Genomic DNA, 17123 nt, shown 5'->3' with positions numbered 1-17123 from the left:
GTCGTAACCCAGTGCCGCGCAGTAAATTTCGCGGAGGGTGGACATGGTGAAGGTGTCGGGGGCTAGGGCGTAGGCGATGTTGGTGTAGGAGAGTTTGGCGGCCAGGCGGGTGCGGGCGTGGTCGACGACGGTGCGGTGGTCGAAGGACATGTCCGGCAGTGCCGAGACCGGGTGCCAGGTGGTGTCCGGGGGGAGTTCGGGTTCGGTGGTCAGGGGGACCAGGCCGAGGTAGGCCGAGGCGATGCGGCGCGGGGCCGGGACGCGGTCGGGGTCGCTGAACACCGAGAGCTGTTCCAGGTGGGCCAGCTCGCGGACGTCGACCTTCTCGGCGAGCTGGCGCCGGGCCGAGGCGTCGAGCTCCTCGTCGTCGCGTAGCCGCCCGCCGGGTAGCGACCAGGTGCCCTTCTGTGGGTCGAGTGCCCGCTCCCACAGCAGCACCGCCAGTTCCGGGTGCCTGGAACGGCCCGCAGCGCCGCTACCTGCGGAAACCTCGGCGGGGAAGCGGCGAACCTGGAACACCGCGGTGAGCGATTCGTGGATGGTGTTACTATGGGGCACGTTTTCGATTCTAAGTCGAAAACCTGGTTTGGTGCGAATCGAGGCGATGGAGCCGTTCGCACGAGGAAGGGAGCCACCATGGCGACGACGACCGTACAGCCGACGCTGATGGGTTCGGTCTTCGACGGACCCGCGGGGTACACGGGTGTCGAAGCGACGCCGGAGTGGGCGCAGGAGGTGCGGCGGCTGGCGCGCGAGCGCAACGCCACGATCCTCGCGCACAACTACCAGCTGCCCGAGATCCAGGACGTGGCCGACCACGTCGGCGACTCGCTGGCGCTGTCGCGGATCGCGGCCGAAGCCGAAGAGGACACCATCGTGTTATGCGGCGTGCATTTCATGGCCGAGACCGCCAAGATTCTCAGCCCCGCCAAGACGGTGCTCATCCCGGATCAGCGCGCCGGCTGCTCGCTGGCCGATTCCATCTCCGCCGAGGAGCTGCGCGCCTGGAAGGCCGAGCACCCCGACGCGATGGTGGTGTCGTATGTGAACACCACTGCCGAGGTGAAGGCGCTCACCGACATCTGCTGCACGTCGTCGAACGCCGTCGACGTGGTCGCCTCGATCGACCCCGACCGTGAGGTGCTGTTCCTGCCGGACCAGTTCCTGGGCGCGCACGTCAAGCGTGAGACCGGCCGGGAGAACATGCACATCTGGGCGGGCGAGTGCCACGTGCACGCCGGCATCAACGGTGACGAGCTCACCGAGCAGGCACGCACCCACCCCGACGCCGAGCTGTTCGTGCACCCGGAGTGCGGCTGCGCCACCTCGGCGCTGTACCTGGCGGGCGAGGGTTCGTTCCCGGCCGAGCGGGTGCACATCCTGTCCACCGGCGGCATGATCGACGCGGCGAAGAACTCGACGTCGAACCAGGTGCTGGTGGCGACCGAGGTCGGCATGCTGCACCAGCTGCGCAAGGCGGCGCCCGGCATCGACTTCCAGGCTGTCAACGATCGCGCCTCCTGCAAGTACATGAAGATGATCACCCCGGCCGCGCTGCTGCGCTGCCTGGTCGAGGGCGCCGACGAGGTGCACGTCGACCTGGCGATGGCCGAGGCCGGTCGCGCCTCGGTGCAGCGGATGATCGCGATCGGCAACCCTGGCGGTGGGGAGTGACCGCGCCGTTCGCCGCGCGGTCGAGCCGGTAACGACCATGACGGCGACGGTTCCGGTCTCCTGGGAGGCCGAGGTCGACCTGGTGGTCATCGGTGGTGGCGTCGCGGGGCTCACGGCAGCGCGCACGGCGTCGCTGCGGGGGCTGCGGGTGCTCATCCTCAGCAAGGGCGGGCCCACCGACACCTCTACGCAGTATGCCCAAGGCGGTATCGCGGTCGTTGCGCCGCAGGGTGATTCGGTCGATTCGCATGTGCACGACACGGTCGAGGCCGGTGCCGGGCTGTGTGAGGTCGACGCGGTGCGTTCGATCGTGGCGGGCGGGCAGGCGGCGGTGGCCGCGCTGACCGACCTCGGCGCGGTCTTCGATCTCGGTCGCGACGGCCAGATCTCGCGCACCCGCGAAGGTGGGCACAGTACCCGCCGGATCATCCATGCCGGTGGTGACGCCACCGGGGCGGAGGTGCAGCGGGCGCTCAATGCGGCGGGACTGCCGGTGCTGTTCGGTGCCGCCGCCTTACGCGTGGTGACCGGTGCCGAGGGTGTCTGCGGTGTTGTCGCGGTGTCGGACAACGGTTTCGGTGTCGTGCGCACGCCCGCGGTGCTGTTGGCGACCGGTGGGCTCGGGCAGCTCTACGCTTCGAGTACCAATCCGCCCGGCGCGACCGGTGACGGTGTGGCGCTGGCCCTGTGGGCAGGGGCGGCGGTGGCCGATCTCGAGTTCGTGCAGTTCCATCCGACGGTGCTCTACACGCCCGGCGGGGTGGGCAGGCGGCCGTTGATCAGCGAGGCCGTGCGCGGTGAAGGCGCGATTCTTGTTGATGCCGAAGGCAACTCGGTGATGGCGGGCGTGCATCCGCGGGGTGATCTGGCGCCGCGGGATGTGGTGTCGCGGGCCATCGCGGAGCGGATGCGGGCGACGGGGACCGCTCACGTCTTCCTCGACGCGCGCCGGATCGAGGGCTTCGTGCAGCGGTTTCCGACGATCACCGCGTCGTGTCTTTCGGCCGGGATCGACCCTGTGGCGCAACTGATTCCGGTCGCGCCCGGCGCGCACTACCAGTGCGGAGGGGTGCTGACCGACACCCACGGGCGGACCGGGGTTCCCGGGCTCTATGCCGCGGGTGAGGTCGCCAGGACCGGACTGCACGGAGCGAATCGGTTGGCCTCCAACAGTTTGCTCGAGGGTCTGGTCGTGGGCGAACGGGCCGGTGCGGCCGCGGCCGAACGGCTCGGTGTGCGCTCGCGGATCGAGAAGATCCCGTCGTGGACGGTGGAATTCGCCGACCGGGCGGTGGTGCAGCAGGCGATGACCGAGCACGCCTCGGTGGTGCGTGACGGCGCAGGGCTCGGTGCCGCACTGATACGGATCGACGCCGCGAGGTCGGTCGGGTCTCCACTCGATACCGTGGCGGGCGCGGCGGCGAGGTCGGTGGCGTCGCCACTCGACACCCTCTCGGGTGCTGCGCAGAATGAACGGGCGCACGACGAAACCAGCTCCGGTGCAGGCATTTTCAGTGCCACACTGCGCCGGATCGAGGACGCCGCGCTGACACTGACCGCCCGTGCGCTGCTGGTCGCGGCCGCCGACCGCGCCGAGAGCCGCGGCTGCCATACGCGGTTGGAGTATCCGGGCCCGGTAGCGGACCGGCGCCACAGCACCGCGGTGCGGCTGGACGCCGACGGTGGCCTCGAATTGTCCACCGTCGATGTCGTCGCGGTGCCGGTCTGTGCGCGGTGAACACCGGACACAGTCGCCTGAGCAAGACCGGCGGACGGATCATGCCCTCCGCCTTATCGAACCGGCGCAGTGCGCCCGAGAACAGGAGTGCAGTGATGGCTCTGGATGCCGCTTTGGATCGTGACGAGCTGGTGACGCTGATCCGTGCCGCGCTCGACGAGGATCTGCGTTACGGGCCCGACGTCACCACGGTCGCGACCGTGCCCGCCGACGCGGTGAGCAAGGCGTCGGTGGTGTCGCGTCAGGACGGGACCGTGGCCGGGCTCGATGTCGGGCTACTCGTGCTCGACGAGGTGATCGGCGCCGGGAACTACACCGTCACCGACCGGGTCGCCGACGGCACCCGGGTGGAGCCCGGCACCTCCGTGCTGAGCATCGAGGCGCCGACGCGTGGCCTGCTCACCGCCGAGCGGACCATGCTGAATCTGGTGTGCCACCTGTCCGGGATCGCCACCGCCACCGCGGCCTGGGTCGACGAGGTCGACGGCACCGACTGCAAGATCCGCGACAGCCGCAAGACCCTGCCCGGGCTGCGGGCGCTGCAGAAGTACGCGGTGCGTGTCGGTGGCGGTGTGAATCACCGGATGGGGCTGGGCGATGCGGCGCTCATCAAGGACAACCACGTCGTCGCAGCGGGCTCGGTGGTCAACGCCCTGCGTGCCGTCCGTGAGCTCGCTCCCGATATTGCCTGCGAGGTCGAGGTGGACAGCCTCGAACAGCTCGACGCGGTACTGGCCGAGAACGTCGAGCTGGTGCTGCTCGACAACTTTCCGCTGTGGCAGACCCAGGCCGCCGTCCAACGCCGCAACACCACCGCCCCGAACACGAAACTGGAGTCCTCGGGCGGCCTCTCGCTCGAGCAGGCGGCCGACTACGCCCGCACCGGCGTCGATTACCTCGCCATCGGCGCCCTCACCCACTCGGTCCGCGTGCTCGACCTCGGCCTGGATATGTGAGCAGGTGGCCGGTCACCGGTAGAGAATTGCGGTGTGCGGCCCGAATTCACGCCGCAGACCCGACTCACACCGGCATTACCTCGACGAGATCATCGGCCGAGATCGGCGTGATGCCTTCGGCGATCACAACGCTGGTGTCGAGCACCGCTCGGCTCTCCGAGGTCACCTCGCCCACGGATCACGTAGTTACCGGTCGAGCAGATCGCGGTCGCTTTCCAGTCGGGATCGGAGGCGCCCGCCTCGGCGGCGAGCAGGATCAGGCGGTCAGCTCACGTTGTAGCGGGGTGCGGAAGCGGGGGATGGCGCGGACTTCGCCGAACCAGGTTGTGGTGCGGTCTATTTCGATATCGATCAGCTTCTGGGTGTCGGCGTCGACGTCCTCGAGGAGCCGGGTTACCACTTCGCCGTCGGAGCGTTGGGCCCAGCCGCCGACGATGCGGCCGTCGGCCCAGATGGTGGGGCCGATATTGCCGTTGCGGTCGAACAAGGGCTCGGCGTGCGGGCCCAGGAACCAGTCGCGGGACTGCCAACCCATGGGGGTCGGGTCCAGGGCAGGGAGCAGGGCGGCACAGGGCTCGGGGGCGGGGACCGGGTCGAGGTCGTCGGCTAGGAGGAGGCCGGTGGTTCCGTCGAGGTCGACCTCGACGGTATCCAGGTGTGCCAAGGCTTTTCGGACCTCACCGAGGGTCCAGCCGGTCCACCACTTCAGGTCGGTGACCGGGGCGGGGCCGAAGGCGTGGAGCCACTGCCGGACCAGTTCCACTCGGGCCTGCTTGGCCGGAATGGGGGAGAACCCTTGTGGCAGCCAGGTTTCGACCGGCGCCCAGGTGTACTGGCTGCTGGCCCAGCTGCCGTTCGGTCGCCCGCGCACGATCCGGCCCTCGGCGCCGAGCACCACCAGGATCCAGGTGGTGATGCTGGTCGGCTTCGAATACGACTTGCCTGGCGACGTATCGATCTGGGTGCGCAGGCGCGGCACGTCCTTGCTCAACTGCACGCCGGTCGCCGTCCCGCGGGCGAGCAGCGCGGCGTGCGTCTCGGCCTCGACATCGCTGAGCCAGGACTGGACGTCGCCGTCGACGACCCCGGCCTGTTCGATATAGCGGCCGTAGGCGCGGCGCTGCTTGTGGGCGAGCGCATCGCAGGTGGAAGCCTGCAGGACCGGCAGCAATTCGGTCGGCGCGACGAACATGGTGCGGCGCATGGCGAGCAGCCGCAGCAGGGTGCGGTCGTCGTAGAGCGCCTTTTCCACATCCGCCGGGGTGAGATCGATGCCGCGGGCGCCGACCGACAGGAAAACCGTCGCCGGATCGGTGGCGTGTAGCACCACCATCGAGCGGGCGATGTCGACGGGGTCGGTCGAGCGGGCCGAAGGCGCGAGGCGATGCCGGGTCGCCAGGCGTGCGCGTCGCTGCGCGACGTCGATCGAGAGCATGTCCGGATCGTAGGTGCGGGCACCGACAGTCTCGCCGTGCGCGGGTTTCGCGGCGCTGATCGGCGGCCGATCCACCGGCGCGAAATGTCCATTTTGTGCAGACCGTGCGGTCGTCGTTTTCGCTCCGACGCGCGAATCCCGTTGCTATGGTCCGCTCATGAGCTCAGCGCCACCGGTCGTCACTGCCGCTGATCTGGGCGTGGACGACGAGGAGCGGCCCGCGCGGGTGCTGTCCGGGTTTCCGGGCCGGTTGGTCGGCGTGGTCGCGCTCGGGCTGGCGCTGCTGTCGGTGTGGCAGGTGTTCCGGCCACTGGCCCAAGGCAGTCAGTACTACCTGGTGGTGTTTCTCGCGGTCGCGCTGCCGCTGGTGTATCTGAGCTACCGGTCCTGGTGGGGCAGGCTCGATCGCACCGACGGTCCCGCCGTGCTCGACTGGGTGCTGGCCGCGATCGCGCTGCTGGTGTGCCTGTATCCGATCCTGCCGTTGCGGATCGGGGACGCGGGTGGCGGCTACAACGCGTTCCTCGACCGGCAGGGAATGCTGGCGCCACTGGATGTGGTGATGGGCGGATTGCTGCTGGTGCTGGTGCTCGAGGCATGCCGGCGCACCACCGGGATCATTCTGCCCGCGGTGTGCCTGGTGTTCCTCGCCTACGGCTACTACGGCGGACTGCTGCCGCAGAACTGGGCGATCGCGCACGCCGGACTCGACGTCGACCAGATCGTCGACGCCCTGTACAACTCCGGCAGCGGCTTCTACGGCACGCCGCTGGATGTGGCGGCCAGCTACATCGTGTTGTTCACCCTCTACGGCGCGGTCCTCGAATTCTCCGGTGCCGCACGGTTCTTCGTCGATCTGTCGGTCTCGCTGTTCCGTCGCTCGCACAGCGCGGCGGGACGGACCGCGGTGGTGTCGGGATTCCTGCTCGGCACGGTCTCCGGGTCGGGCACCGCGACCGCGGTGAGCACCGGCGCGGTCACCTGGCCGATCCTGCGCCGAGCGGGTTACCGGCCCGAACAGGCGGGCGGCATGCTCGCCGCGGCGGGTGTCGGTGCGATCCTGTCGCCGCCCACGCTGGGCGTCGCTGCGTTCATCGTCGCCGAATACCTCGACGTGTCGTATGTGACGGTGCTCGGCTGGGCGCTGATCCCGACGTTGCTCTACTACCTCGGCATCCTGCTGTCGGTCGAGATCGACGCCCGCCGCATCCACGCCGAGGGACGCGCGCCCGCCGATCTCGCCGACGGACCGCTGCCGACGCCGTGGTGGAAATTGCTGGGGCGCTTCGGGTATCACTTCTCCTCGCTGATCGTGATCGTCGTGCTGCTGCTTGCCGGGATGAGCGCGACACGTGCCGTCGTCTACGCCACGGTGCTCGCCCTGATCCTGGCCGTGCCCGACCGCATGCTGCGTGCGCGGGCGTTATCCGGCGACAAAGACGCGAAAGTTCCTGGCGAACAAGCTGTTCCGAGCGCCGACAGGCAGCGGTGGTCGGGGAAGGAGATCGGGCAGTTCGCGCTCGAGGCCCTGCGGGCGCTGTCGCTCGGCATGCGCTCGGCGCTGCCCGTCGTCGCGGTGTGTGCGGCGGCGGGCGTGATCACGGCGATGACCACCAAGACCGGCCTCGGCGCGCAACTGGCTTCGTTGCTGGTGCGGGCCGGGTCGGTGCTGTCCGACGACCCGGCCGTCGTCCTGGCGACCACCGCGGTGCTGGCGGCGATCGCGCTGTCGCTGCTGGGGCTGGCGGTGCCGGTGACGGCGTCGTTCGTCATCGGCTGGGTGATCATCGGGCCCGCCCTGCTCGACCTGGACGTCGCCGCGCCCGCGGCCGCGATGTTCGTCTTCTACTTCTCGGTGCTCTCGGAGGTGACGCCGCCGACCGCGCTGGCCGCCGTCGGCGCGGCCGCGGTCACCGGGGCGAAAGCCATGCCGACCATGTGGGCGGCGCTGCGGTACGCGCTGCCCGCGTTCCTGGTGCCGCTGATGTTCGTGCTCACCGACTCCGGCCAGCACCTGCTCGGCCGTGGCGCCCTGCTCGACGTGCTGTGGGTGAGCGCGGCCGCCTGTGTCGGCGTGGCGGCACTCGCGGCGGCGACGGGCGGCTGGCTGTTCGGCATCGGCGCGGTCGGGCCTGTTCCGCGCGGGCTGGCCGCGGCGGCCGGTCTGACCCTGCTCTACCCGAACCCGACCGCGACCGGCATCGGACTCGCGGTGCTGCTCGTCGCCGTGCTCGCGGGCGTCGTCGACCGGATGCGACGCCGAACAGCCACGGACACACCGTGATCCGTGGACATCAGCAGGATGAGAGGGACCTCATGGTCAGAACAGTTGTCGCCGTGGTCGCGGTGTCCGCCGCGGCCGCCTTGCTCACCGGATGCGGCGGGCGGCAGGACACCCCGACCGCCGACGCCGGTGGCGAGGTGACCTGTGAAGTGAAGCAGGACACCAGGATCGGCATCGCCACCGGCAACGCGACCGGCGTGTACTTCGCGCTGGGCAATGCCTATGCCGAGCAGGTCTCGGCCGCCACCGGCGGCACGGTCAAGGCGACCGCCGCCGAGACCGGCGCGTCGGTGCAGAACATCCAGCAGGTCGTCGGCGGCACCTACCAGGTGGGCTTCTCGCTGGCAGACTCCGCCGCCGACGCCGTGCAGGGCAAGGGCAGCTTCACCAGCACACAGCCGGTACGCGCGCTGGCCCGGCTCTACGACAACTACACCCAGGTGATCGTGCGCGCCGACGCGGGCATCAACACACTTGCCGATCTGCGCGGCAAGCGCGTGTCCACCGGATCGCCCAAATCGGGCACCGAGGTCATCGCGCAGCGCGTGCTGCAAGCCGCCGGCCTCAATCCCGACAGCGATGTCTCCGCGCAGCGCCTCGACCTGACCAAGACCGTCGACGGGCTCAAGGACGGTTCCATCGACGCGATGTTCTGGTCGGGCGGCCTGCCGACGCCCGGCATCACCGACCTGTTCACCACCGCCAGGGACAAGGTCCGTTTCCTCGACATCACCGGGGTGCTGCCCAAGCTGAAGGAGATCAACCCGGTGTACGAGACGGGGGCGATCCCCGCCGCCACCTACGGCCTCGCCGCCGACGTGCCGACCATCGTGGTGCCCAACCTGCTCGTCGTTCGTGACGACCTCGACGCGAACCTGGCCTGCGTGCTCACCAAGACGCTGCTCGACCGTAAGCCGCAGCTGGAGCAGGCGAATCCGGCCGCGAAGGGCATCAATGCCGACACCGCGAGCAAGACAGCGCCGGTGCAGCTGCACCGCGGGTCGGAGGTCGCGCTGGGCTGAGCGGACGACCGTCGCGTCCGCGGGTGCGCGGACGCGACGGTCGCGGGTCGGGCCGGCTCGGTGGGTCCGGCGCACCGGGACGGCGGGAACAAGGATCGCCACACCGCGGTTGTGCGAAATATGACCGAGGCTGATGCGCGACGCGACGACCGCTGGCTGGGCGAGGACCTGGACCTGGACGCTTACCTGGCCCGAATCGGCTACGACGGACCGCGCACCGCCTCCGTCGACACGCTGCGCGCGCTGGTTCGCGGCCACACCACGACGATCCCCTTCGAGAATCTCGAGATCATCCTCGGCCGCGGGATTCCGCTCGAGCTGGAGGCGTTGCAGGACAAGCTGATCCGGCGCCGCCGCGGCGGCTACTGCTTCGAGAACGTCGGCGTGTTCGCCGCCGTGCTGGAACGGTTCGGATTCGGTGTCTCCGGGCTGAGCGGCCGTGTCACCTACGGCGCGCTCGCCGACGGGGCGATCCGGCCCGCCACCCACGCCCTGTTGCGGGTGACGACACCCGACGACGATCGCGTCTGGATCTGCGACGTCGGCTTCGGCTTCGGCCCGCTCGAACCCTTCGAATTGGTCGATGGGCGTGGTGAATTCGGTCTCGGCGACTGGCGCTACCGGCTCGAACGCCACACCGGCGACCTGTGGGTACTGTTCCAGTTCGGCCGTGACGGCTGGATCGATCGCTACACGTTCACCGAGAACCCGCAGTACCGGATCGACTACGCCGTCGGCAACCACTTCGTCTCGACGTCGCCGCGATCCCCGTTCACCACCCGGCCCTTCCTGCAGCGGTTCCTGCCCGAGGTCCACCACGTTCTCGACGATATGACGCTGACCACCGAATATCCCGACGGCGCCGGGCACTCGCGGGAACTCGAACCGGGCGAACTGCCCAAGGTGCTGACCGAGGTATTCGACATCGACCTCGACGAATCCGACGCGGCAGCCCTGGTGACGATGCCCTGGCGGACGGACTAGCGGCCTACATCGCCGGCCTCGACCACGGCTCGGCGGTTTGCTTCCCACGTGACGCTACGGCAAATTGATGGTTACTTGCCGGGAAACAACCCCCCGCTCTGCGCTGTGGGGTCCGAATCGTTGGGGTCGTTCGTGCCGAAAGTTCAGCCCGCGTCCGCGGTTGCGCCGGAGACGGCGATCCTTCGTCGACCCGTCGTCGCCTCGGCCGGGCGACGGCAGGACCTGGACGGATTGCGTGGCGTCGCGATCGCGCTGGTCGTCGCGTTTCACGTGTGGGCGGGCCGGGTCTCCGGCGGGGTCGACGTGTTTCTCGTGCTGTCGGGGTTCTTCTTCACCGGCGCGGTGGTGCGCGGGGTCGAACGCCGCGGTGGTGTGTCGGCCCGGGTGACCGCGCGGCGAACCGTGCGCCGGTTGATGCCCTCGCTGGTGGTGGTGCTGGCGGCGATCGTGCTCGCCACGGTCGCCCTGCGGCCCTACACCCAGCTCGGTGAGACGGCGGCGCAGACGCTGGCCTCGATGTTCTCTGTGCAGAACTGGTATCTCGCGACCGCCGAACTCGACTACCTGGCGCCCGACCCGTCGGTGAGCCCGTTGCAGCACCTGTGGTCGATGTCGGTGCAGGGCCAGTTCTATCTGGTGATCCTCGCGGTCCTGGCCGGGTGGGCGTGGCTGCGACGGCGCGGCGCGGCCGGTCGGCCCGCGCTGCTGATGGTGTTGACCGGGGTGGGCTTGCTCTCGTTCTGGTACGCCGCGTCCGGCTCCGCGCAGCATCAGGCGTGGACCTACTACGACAGCGTCGCGCGCGGCTGGGAACTGCTGGCCGGTGCGGCGCTGGCCGTCGCCGCGCCGTGGCTGCGGTTGCCGCGGCGGGTGCGTGGACTCGCCGCCGCGGTGGGTCTGCTGATGGTGCTGTCGTGCGGTCCGATCTTCGACGGCGCCATCCAGTTTCCCGGGGTGGCGGCGCTGTGGCCGGTGGCCGCGGCCTGCCTGGTGATCGCCTCCGGATTCGGTGTCGCGGGGGTGGCGGCGTGGCCGAACCGGGTGCTGGCCGGGCGGGTCTGCACCGAACTCGGCGCCATCGCCTACCCGCTGTATCTGTGGCACTGGCCGATTCTCATCTTCTATCTGGCCGAATCCGGCCGCGCGCACGCCGGGCTGGCCGACGGGCTGATCGTGATCGGCGTCTCGCTGGTGCTGGCGTATGCCACCACCCGCCTGATCGAGACGCCGTTGCGGCTGCCGCCGACCGGTCAGGACAGCCCGGTCGTCAGGCATCGGCCGACGGGGGTGCTGGTCGGTGCGCTCGCCGTCGCCGTCCTCGCTTCGGCCCTGGGCTGGCAGCTGGTGCTGCGGGCCAATCCGGCGGTGCCGCCGCAGGCACTGGACGCGGACCGGTATCCGGGGGCGGCCGCCCTGCTGTCGGGCGCGGAGTATTCGCCGGAGCCGATGCGCCCCACCGTGTTCGAAGGGCAGGCCGACTCGCCGCCGCCGACGACCGACGGCTGCATCACCCCCAACCGCGAGGTCCGCACCTGTACCTATGGCGATCACACCGCCACCCGCTCGATCGCGGTGGTCGGCGGATCGCACTCCGAGCACTGGATTCCCGCGCTGGAACTGCTCGGCGTCGAGCACGGCATCCGGGTGGTCTCCTATCTCAAGGAGGGGTGCCCGGTCACCCTCGCCGATCAGCCGTCGTATGCCGAATGGCCGTTCCCCGAATGCCACGAATGGTCGGTCGAGGTGCTCGACCGGCTGGCCGCCGAGCCGCCGGACTGGGTGCTCACGCTGTCGACGCGCTATCGCAAGGACGGTCTGGGTGACGAGGTGCCCGGCGAATACCTCGAAGTGTGGTCGGCGATGCAGGACCGCGGCCTGAACGTGCTTGCGCTGCGCGATACTCCGCGACTGCGCCGCGACGGCGTCCTCTACCGCGCCACCGACTGCCTGGCCCACCGCGGCGATCCCGACAGCTGCGGACTCGACCGCGCCGACGCGCTCGACGCCGTCGACCCGGCCGCGGAACCGGCGGCCGGCTACCCGAACGTCTACCTGCTCGATCTCTCCGATGCCGTGTGCAGGCCGCAACGGTGCCGGGTCGTCGAGGGCAATGTGCTGATCTACCGCGACGAACACCACCTGACCGCCAGCTACGCGCGCTCGCTCGCCCCCGAGCTCGGCCGCCAGATCGGGGCGATCACCGGCTGGTGGTAATGCGCGAGATGCGTACCGACGCCGCCACTGCGGCTACCCTCGCCCTGTGCGCATCTCCCGCAAGACACCGGTCCTGCTCCTCGCGCTCGCCTTGGCGCCGGTCGCGTGCTCGTCGGGACCCGATCAGCCACAGACCGTCGCCGACGCTTTCGCCGCCGCTCTGAGCAGCGGTGACGCGGCCGCCGCCGCGGCGCTCACCGACGAACCCGACCAAGCCCATCCGGTGCTGACCACCCTGTTCGAGAACCTCGGAAAGAACGACTCGGTCCGGGTGTCGGCTACCGACGACGGCTCCTTCACCCTCGAATCGACCTGGAAGTTCGGCCCCGAGGGCCGCAACGAGTGGACCTACACCAGCACCGGCACCGCCGCCGACACCGACGGCTGGAAGATCGACTGGAATCCCGCGACGGTCGCGCCCGGGCTCGAATTAGGACCGCTCAGCTACAGCCCCGTCTATCCGAAACCCGCGCGCGTGCTGGACTCCTCGGGCGGTGACCTGATGACCCAGCAGGTGGTGACGCTGGTGAACCTCGCCCCCGACGCCGATCTGGCCGCCGCGGCCGCGCTGCTCGCGCCGCACGGTGTCACCGAGGCCACGGTGCAGGCGGATCTGGCTGCGGCGCAGGGTAAACCGGTCACCGCGGTCGCCCTGCGCGAAGCCGATATCGCCCCGGTCCAGCAGGCACTGAGCGGAGTGCGCGGTGTGACGCTCGCACCGCAGACCAGGCTGCTCACCGTCGACAAGACCCTCGCCGGACCCACGACCTCAGGTTTGGCCGAACTCTGGCAGCAGCAGGCCGACAGCGCGGCGGGATGGGCGGTGCGCGCGCAGACCGCGGAGGGCACCCAGCGCATCGCCGGACCCGACGCGACCCCGACCACCGACATCGCCACCACCGTCGACATCGACCTGCAGAACGCGGCCGAGGCCGCCCTGACCCCGCTGACCCAGCCCGCCGCGATCGTGGCCCTGCGGCCGTCGTCCGGGGAAGTCCTCGCCGTCGCGCAGAACGCGCCGGCCGACGCACAGGGCCCGATCGCGCTCACCGGCCTCTACCCGCCCGGCTCCACCTTCAAGACCGTCACCGTCTCGGCCGCGCTGCAGGCGGGCGGGGTGAATATCGACACCGTCCTGCCCTGCCCGGGCCGCGCGACCATCGAGGGCCGCACGATTCCCAACGACAACGGCTTCGATCTCGGGTCGGTGCCGCTGCACACCGCGTTCGCGCGCTCCTGCAACACCACGATGGCCGAACTCGGCGTGCGATTACCCGCCGACGGGCTCACCGCGGCCGCCGCGCAGCTCGGTCTAGGGGTGGATTATGTGACACCCGGCTTGACGACTGTCACCGGGAAGGTTCCACCCGCGCAGAACCCGGCGCAGCAGGTGGAGTCGAGCATCGGGCAGGGCAGCGTCACCGCCTCGCCGTTCGGGATGGCGCTCGTCGCCGCCTCGCTCGCGCACGGCTCCGCGCCCGCGCCCGTCATCGTGCGCGGGCGGCCCGGCGCCGCGGACCGGGCGTCCGCGCCGGTCCCCGCCGACGTGACATCGCAGATAGAGACCATGATGGGGGAGACGGTGACCGCCGGAACCGCCACCGCGCTGCGCGATATTCCGGGCCTGCTCGGCAAGACCGGCACCGCCGAATACCTCGACGACAAGCACGCGCACGGCTGGTTCGTCGGCATCGACGGCGACCTCGCCTTCGCGGTCTTCGTCGCCGACGCGGGTAGTTCAGGCCCCGCGGTGGAGGCGGCCGGACGGATGCTGCGGGCCAAACAATGATCTATGTCACGCTCTGTGGGCGAGCAATACCCACGCTGCCGCACGCGGTCCGCACCGGGCCAGCTACACTCGTCGACGGACCATATCCATGGTCAATACGCGGGATGTCACAATTTCGAGAAGGTTCGGAGTAGGCGCCATCGATACCGGTCAGAAGATCGCGGAGCATTACCGCCTGGTCGAGCGTATTGGTAGCGGCGGCACAGGCGTTGTATGGCGCGCTGTCGACGAACGCCTCCAACGCTCCGTGGCTGTGAAGCAGATCCACATCAAGCCCAGCCTGCCCGAGGGTGAGCGGGATGTCTTGCGCCAGCGTGCGATTCGGGAAGCCCGCAACGCGGCACGCTTCCAGCATCCCAACGCCATCGTCGTCTTCGACATCACCGAGCACAACGGTGACCCGTGCCTGGTGATGGAGTACCTCAAGTCGGTCAGCCTGGCCGCCGAGCTGGGGCAGAAGGGTCCGCTGCCGCTGACCGAGGTCGCCCGCATCGGTGAGCAGGTCGCGTCCTCGCTGATCGCCGCCCACCAGGCCGGACTCGTGCACCGTGACGTCAAACCGGGCAACATCCTGCTCGGTGACCACGGTGAGGTGAAGATCACCGACTTCGGCATCTCCCGCGCCGCCGGTGACGTCACCCTCACCGAGACGGGCCTGATCTGCGGCACCGCCGCCTACCTGGCCCCCGAGGTCGCGCGGGGTTCCGATCCGACGCCCGCCGCCGACGTGTTCGCGCTGGGTGCGACGCTGTTCCACGCGCTCGAAGGGGAACCGCCCTACGGCGCCAACGCCAACCCACTAGCCGTGCTCTACGCGGCGGCCAACGGTCAGGTGCGCGAGCCGCGCAACGCGGGCCCGGCCACCGATTTCCTGCTCGACCTGCTGAGCCCGGACCCGCTGGACCGGCCGACGATGACCGAGGCCCGCGACGTGCTGGCCGCGTTCGCCGACGACGACGACGCCGTGCCCGCCGGATTCGTGCCTGCCAGCGAGGCCTACGGCCGCCGCAACTCCGCGGCAGCGACCCAGGTGATCCGGCAGTCCGGGCACCGGACCTCGCATGCGGGCGCGTCCACCGCGACGACCCGGCAGATCCGGTCGAACCCGCGCCCGCCGATGCGCCACGACACCGCCGCGCATCCGCCGACGGCCGCCCAGCCCGCACCGCTGCCGCGCAAGCAGGCGGGCAAGGGCCGCGCGGTGCTGATCGGTTCCGGTGTCGGCGCCGTGATCGCGGCCATCGCCGTCGCGATCAGCGCGATGAACAGCTCGGACTCGAATTCGCCGCAGGTGCAGGCGAGCCCGTCGACCTCGGCGCGGGCCTCCGCGTCGCCCAGCGCGTCCCCGGCCGCGCTCGGCCAGACCACCAATGTCGGCACGGTCGACATCGGCTCGGCCGGTCTGCTGGTGGAGAACTTCTACTCCGATCCGGCCGGTTCGTGGTCGCTGCTCACCCCGGCCGCGCAGAAGGTCTACGGCAGTGAGTCCGCGTTCCGGGAGTACTGGAACGACCGCACCGTCGACACCTTCGCCAGCATCACCGCGGTCGAGGGCAACAACGCCGACGGTTCGACCGACATGCGCCTGGCCAGCATCACCATCAACGGCCAGACCAAGGCCATGGTCATGCGGGTCGTGAACTCCGGCGGCAGTCTGCGAATCGACGGCGACACCCGCTGAGAACCGGGTGCCCGGCAACCGAGCACGCGCCTAGCGCAGTGCTCTGTCGGCGGTCGTCCAGGTTGTCAGTAAGCGCAGCGCGGTCGCGGTAGACGAGCCTGCTTCGGCGGTATGCGCGATGAGCGCCTGATCGGGATCGTCGGGAAGGCGCAGGGTTTCGTAACCCAGGTCCAGCCTGCCGACCACCGGATGGAGGTACACGTAGCGGCCGTGCGTCTTGTCGCGCAGGTCGTGGCGAACCCACCGGTCCCGAAACACCGGTGACGCCGCGCTGAGTTCCTCGATCAACTCCGCGATCGCCGGATCGCCGGGATGCCGCACCGCGTCCAGGCGTAAATAGGCGACGACGTCGGCGGCCTTGGCATGCCAGTCCTCGTACAGCTCCCGCATCCCCTCGTCGAGGAAGACAAGTCGCGCCAGATTGCGCTGGGTAGGCGCCAGCGCGGAGAAATCGGTGATGAGCGCGGCGGCGAGGTCGTTCCACGCCAGCACATCGGTGCCGCGGCCCACAATGTAGGCGGGCACGTCGGCCGCGGTATCGAGGAGTCGGCGCAGGCCGGGCCTGACCTGCTGCGCCGGGCGGGGTTCCGGCCCCGACCACGGCCTGGCCAGGCGATACAGGTGCTCGCGTTCGATCTCGTCGAGCCGCAGCGACTGGGCGACCGCGTCCAGGACCGATTCCGAGAAGTGCAGGGTGCGGCCCTGCTCGAGGCGCACATAGTGGTCCACGCTCACCCCCGCGACCATCGCGAGTTCTTCGCGGCGCAGGCCGGGGACACGCCTGCGGCTGCCGAAGCCAGGCAGCCCGACCTGCTCGGGGCGCAGGCGGGCACGGCGAGAGCGCAGGAATTCACCGAGTTCGGTCCGTCGATCCAGGGTCACCGGTCCAGTATCGCCGGGTGTCGGGCGAGGCAGCCTGGTCATCCGATGCCCAGGCTCCGCCCGCGCTGTTGGTGGCGCTCGCCGCGGCGAACAGTGGGGATCACCGCCGGAACAGTTCCGGCGCCGATCGAGGAGACAGACATTGATTTTGCACGTCATCGCCCGATTCCGGGCCGCCGCGGGCCGCGAGGACCGGTTGCGCACCGCGCTGGAAGCCATGATCGAGCCGACCATCGCGGAGCCGGGCTGCCTGCACTATCAGCCGTTCGTCGACCCGAACGACCACGCGGCGATGGTCCTGATCGAGCAATGGAGTACCCCGGCCGCGCTGGACGCGCACTTCGCGACACCACATTTCCGTCATGTGCGGGCGGTGCTGGACACCGTACTGGCCGAACCGATGGTGATCGACCGGCTCGTGGGCGCCTTTACAAACCCGGGGGGGGGGGGGGGGGGCGCCGCCC

At 69.9% G+C, this 17123-nt stretch carries 13 protein-coding genes; 10 read left to right on the top strand and 3 right to left on the bottom strand.

Annotated features, from left to right (window positions below; translation table 11 throughout):
* Positions 1–558 (bottom strand): NUDIX domain-containing protein (locus ACFWPJ_RS07580; RefSeq protein WP_378848454.1); only part of this gene is annotated, 558 nt, incomplete at its 3' end.
* A gap of 78 nt (positions 559–636) precedes the next feature.
* Between ACFWPJ_RS07580 and nadA the strand changes: the two genes are divergently transcribed.
* The 3 genes from nadA to nadC all read left to right on the top strand — a co-directional run bounded on the left by nadA (position 637) and on the right by nadC (position 4368).
* Positions 637–1674: a quinolinate synthase NadA gene (gene nadA / locus ACFWPJ_RS07575; protein WP_378848452.1), complete on the top strand. Its 1038-nt coding sequence runs from the start codon at positions 637–639 to the stop codon at positions 1672–1674.
* 37 nt (positions 1675–1711) lie between these two features.
* The gene (locus tag ACFWPJ_RS07570) at positions 1712–3412 is read left to right on the top strand and encodes an L-aspartate oxidase (RefSeq protein ID WP_378848449.1); all 1701 of its coding nucleotides are present in this window, start codon (positions 1712–1714) and stop codon (positions 3410–3412) included.
* 95 nt (positions 3413–3507) lie between these two features.
* Positions 3508–4368: a carboxylating nicotinate-nucleotide diphosphorylase gene (nadC, locus tag ACFWPJ_RS07565; RefSeq protein ID WP_378848447.1), complete on the top strand. Its 861-nt coding sequence runs from the start codon at positions 3508–3510 to the stop codon at positions 4366–4368.
* Positions 4369–4624: 256 nt separating this feature from the next.
* Here the strand turns inward: nadC and ACFWPJ_RS07560 are convergent, their stop codons facing one another.
* Positions 4625–5803, bottom strand: a complete 1179-nt coding sequence (locus ACFWPJ_RS07560; RefSeq protein ID WP_378848456.1) for a winged helix DNA-binding domain-containing protein — start codon at positions 5801–5803, stop codon at positions 4625–4627.
* A gap of 157 nt (positions 5804–5960) precedes the next feature.
* Here ACFWPJ_RS07560 and ACFWPJ_RS07555 point away from each other — a divergent pair, with 157 nt between their 5' ends.
* The 6 genes from ACFWPJ_RS07555 (at position 5961) to ACFWPJ_RS07530 (ending at position 15777) form a co-directional block, all read left to right on the top strand.
* Positions 5961–8087 carry a TRAP transporter permease gene (locus ACFWPJ_RS07555; protein WP_378848444.1) on the top strand — a complete coding sequence of 709 codons (2127 nt, stop codon included), beginning with the start codon at positions 5961–5963 and terminating at the stop codon, positions 8085–8087.
* 32 nt (positions 8088–8119) lie between these two features.
* Positions 8120–9109 (top strand): TAXI family TRAP transporter solute-binding subunit, encoded by a 990-nt coding sequence (locus ACFWPJ_RS07550; protein WP_378848442.1) that lies wholly within the window; start codon positions 8120–8122, stop codon positions 9107–9109.
* 120 nt (positions 9110–9229) lie between these two features.
* Entirely contained in the window at positions 9230–10093 is an 864-nt protein-coding gene (locus ACFWPJ_RS07545; RefSeq protein WP_378848439.1) for an arylamine N-acetyltransferase, read from the top strand.
* A 132-nt stretch (positions 10094–10225) separates the two neighbouring features.
* Positions 10226–12307: an acyltransferase family protein gene (locus tag ACFWPJ_RS07540; protein WP_378848436.1), complete on the top strand. Its 2082-nt coding sequence runs from the start codon at positions 10226–10228 to the stop codon at positions 12305–12307.
* Between the two features lie 46 nt (positions 12308–12353).
* Complete coding sequence (locus ACFWPJ_RS07535) at positions 12354–14096, top strand: penicillin-binding transpeptidase domain-containing protein (RefSeq protein WP_378848433.1); 1743 nt, start codon at positions 12354–12356, stop codon at positions 14094–14096.
* Between the two features lie 88 nt (positions 14097–14184).
* Entirely contained in the window at positions 14185–15777 is a 1593-nt protein-coding gene (locus tag ACFWPJ_RS07530) for a serine/threonine-protein kinase (protein ID WP_378848430.1), read from the top strand.
* 30 nt (positions 15778–15807) lie between these two features.
* Here ACFWPJ_RS07530 and ACFWPJ_RS07525 read toward each other — a convergent pair whose 3' ends face one another.
* Complete coding sequence (locus tag ACFWPJ_RS07525; RefSeq protein ID WP_378848427.1) at positions 15808–16659, bottom strand: helix-turn-helix transcriptional regulator; 852 nt, start codon at positions 16657–16659, stop codon at positions 15808–15810.
* A gap of 142 nt (positions 16660–16801) precedes the next feature.
* Between ACFWPJ_RS07525 and ACFWPJ_RS07520 the strand changes: the two genes are divergently transcribed.
* Positions 16802–17123, top strand: a 322-nt coding sequence (locus tag ACFWPJ_RS07520; RefSeq protein WP_378848425.1) for a putative quinol monooxygenase, incomplete at its 3' end; no start/stop codon positions are given.

The organism is Nocardia sp. NPDC058497 (genome assembly GCF_042720195.1).
GTDB lineage: Bacteria > Actinomycetota > Actinomycetes > Mycobacteriales > Mycobacteriaceae > Nocardia.
The sequence above is the reverse complement of the archived record's forward strand: the minus strand, read 5'-3'. Positions and strand labels throughout refer to the sequence as shown.

What these genes read in the sequence shown, in the direction of transcription:
- nadA (WP_378848452.1), top strand. Translation starts at nt 637, where the DNA reads ATGGCGACGACGACCGTACAGCCGACGCTGATGGGTTCGGTCTTCGAC.
- ACFWPJ_RS07570 (WP_378848449.1), top strand. Translation starts at nt 1,712, where the DNA reads ATGACGGCGACGGTTCCGGTCTCCTGGGAGGCCGAGGTCGACCTGGTG.
- nadC (WP_378848447.1), top strand. Translation starts at nt 3,508, where the DNA reads ATGGCTCTGGATGCCGCTTTGGATCGTGACGAGCTGGTGACGCTGATC.
- ACFWPJ_RS07560 (WP_378848456.1), bottom strand. Translation starts at nt 5,803, where the DNA reads ATGCTCTCGATCGACGTCGCGCAGCGACGCGCACGCCTGGCGACCCGG.
- ACFWPJ_RS07555 (WP_378848444.1), top strand. Translation starts at nt 5,961, where the DNA reads ATGAGCTCAGCGCCACCGGTCGTCACTGCCGCTGATCTGGGCGTGGAC.
- ACFWPJ_RS07550 (WP_378848442.1), top strand. Translation starts at nt 8,120, where the DNA reads ATGGTCAGAACAGTTGTCGCCGTGGTCGCGGTGTCCGCCGCGGCCGCC.
- ACFWPJ_RS07545 (WP_378848439.1), top strand. Translation starts at nt 9,230, where the DNA reads ATGACCGAGGCTGATGCGCGACGCGACGACCGCTGGCTGGGCGAGGAC.
- ACFWPJ_RS07530 (WP_378848430.1), top strand. Translation starts at nt 14,185, where the DNA reads ATGGTCAATACGCGGGATGTCACAATTTCGAGAAGGTTCGGAGTAGGC.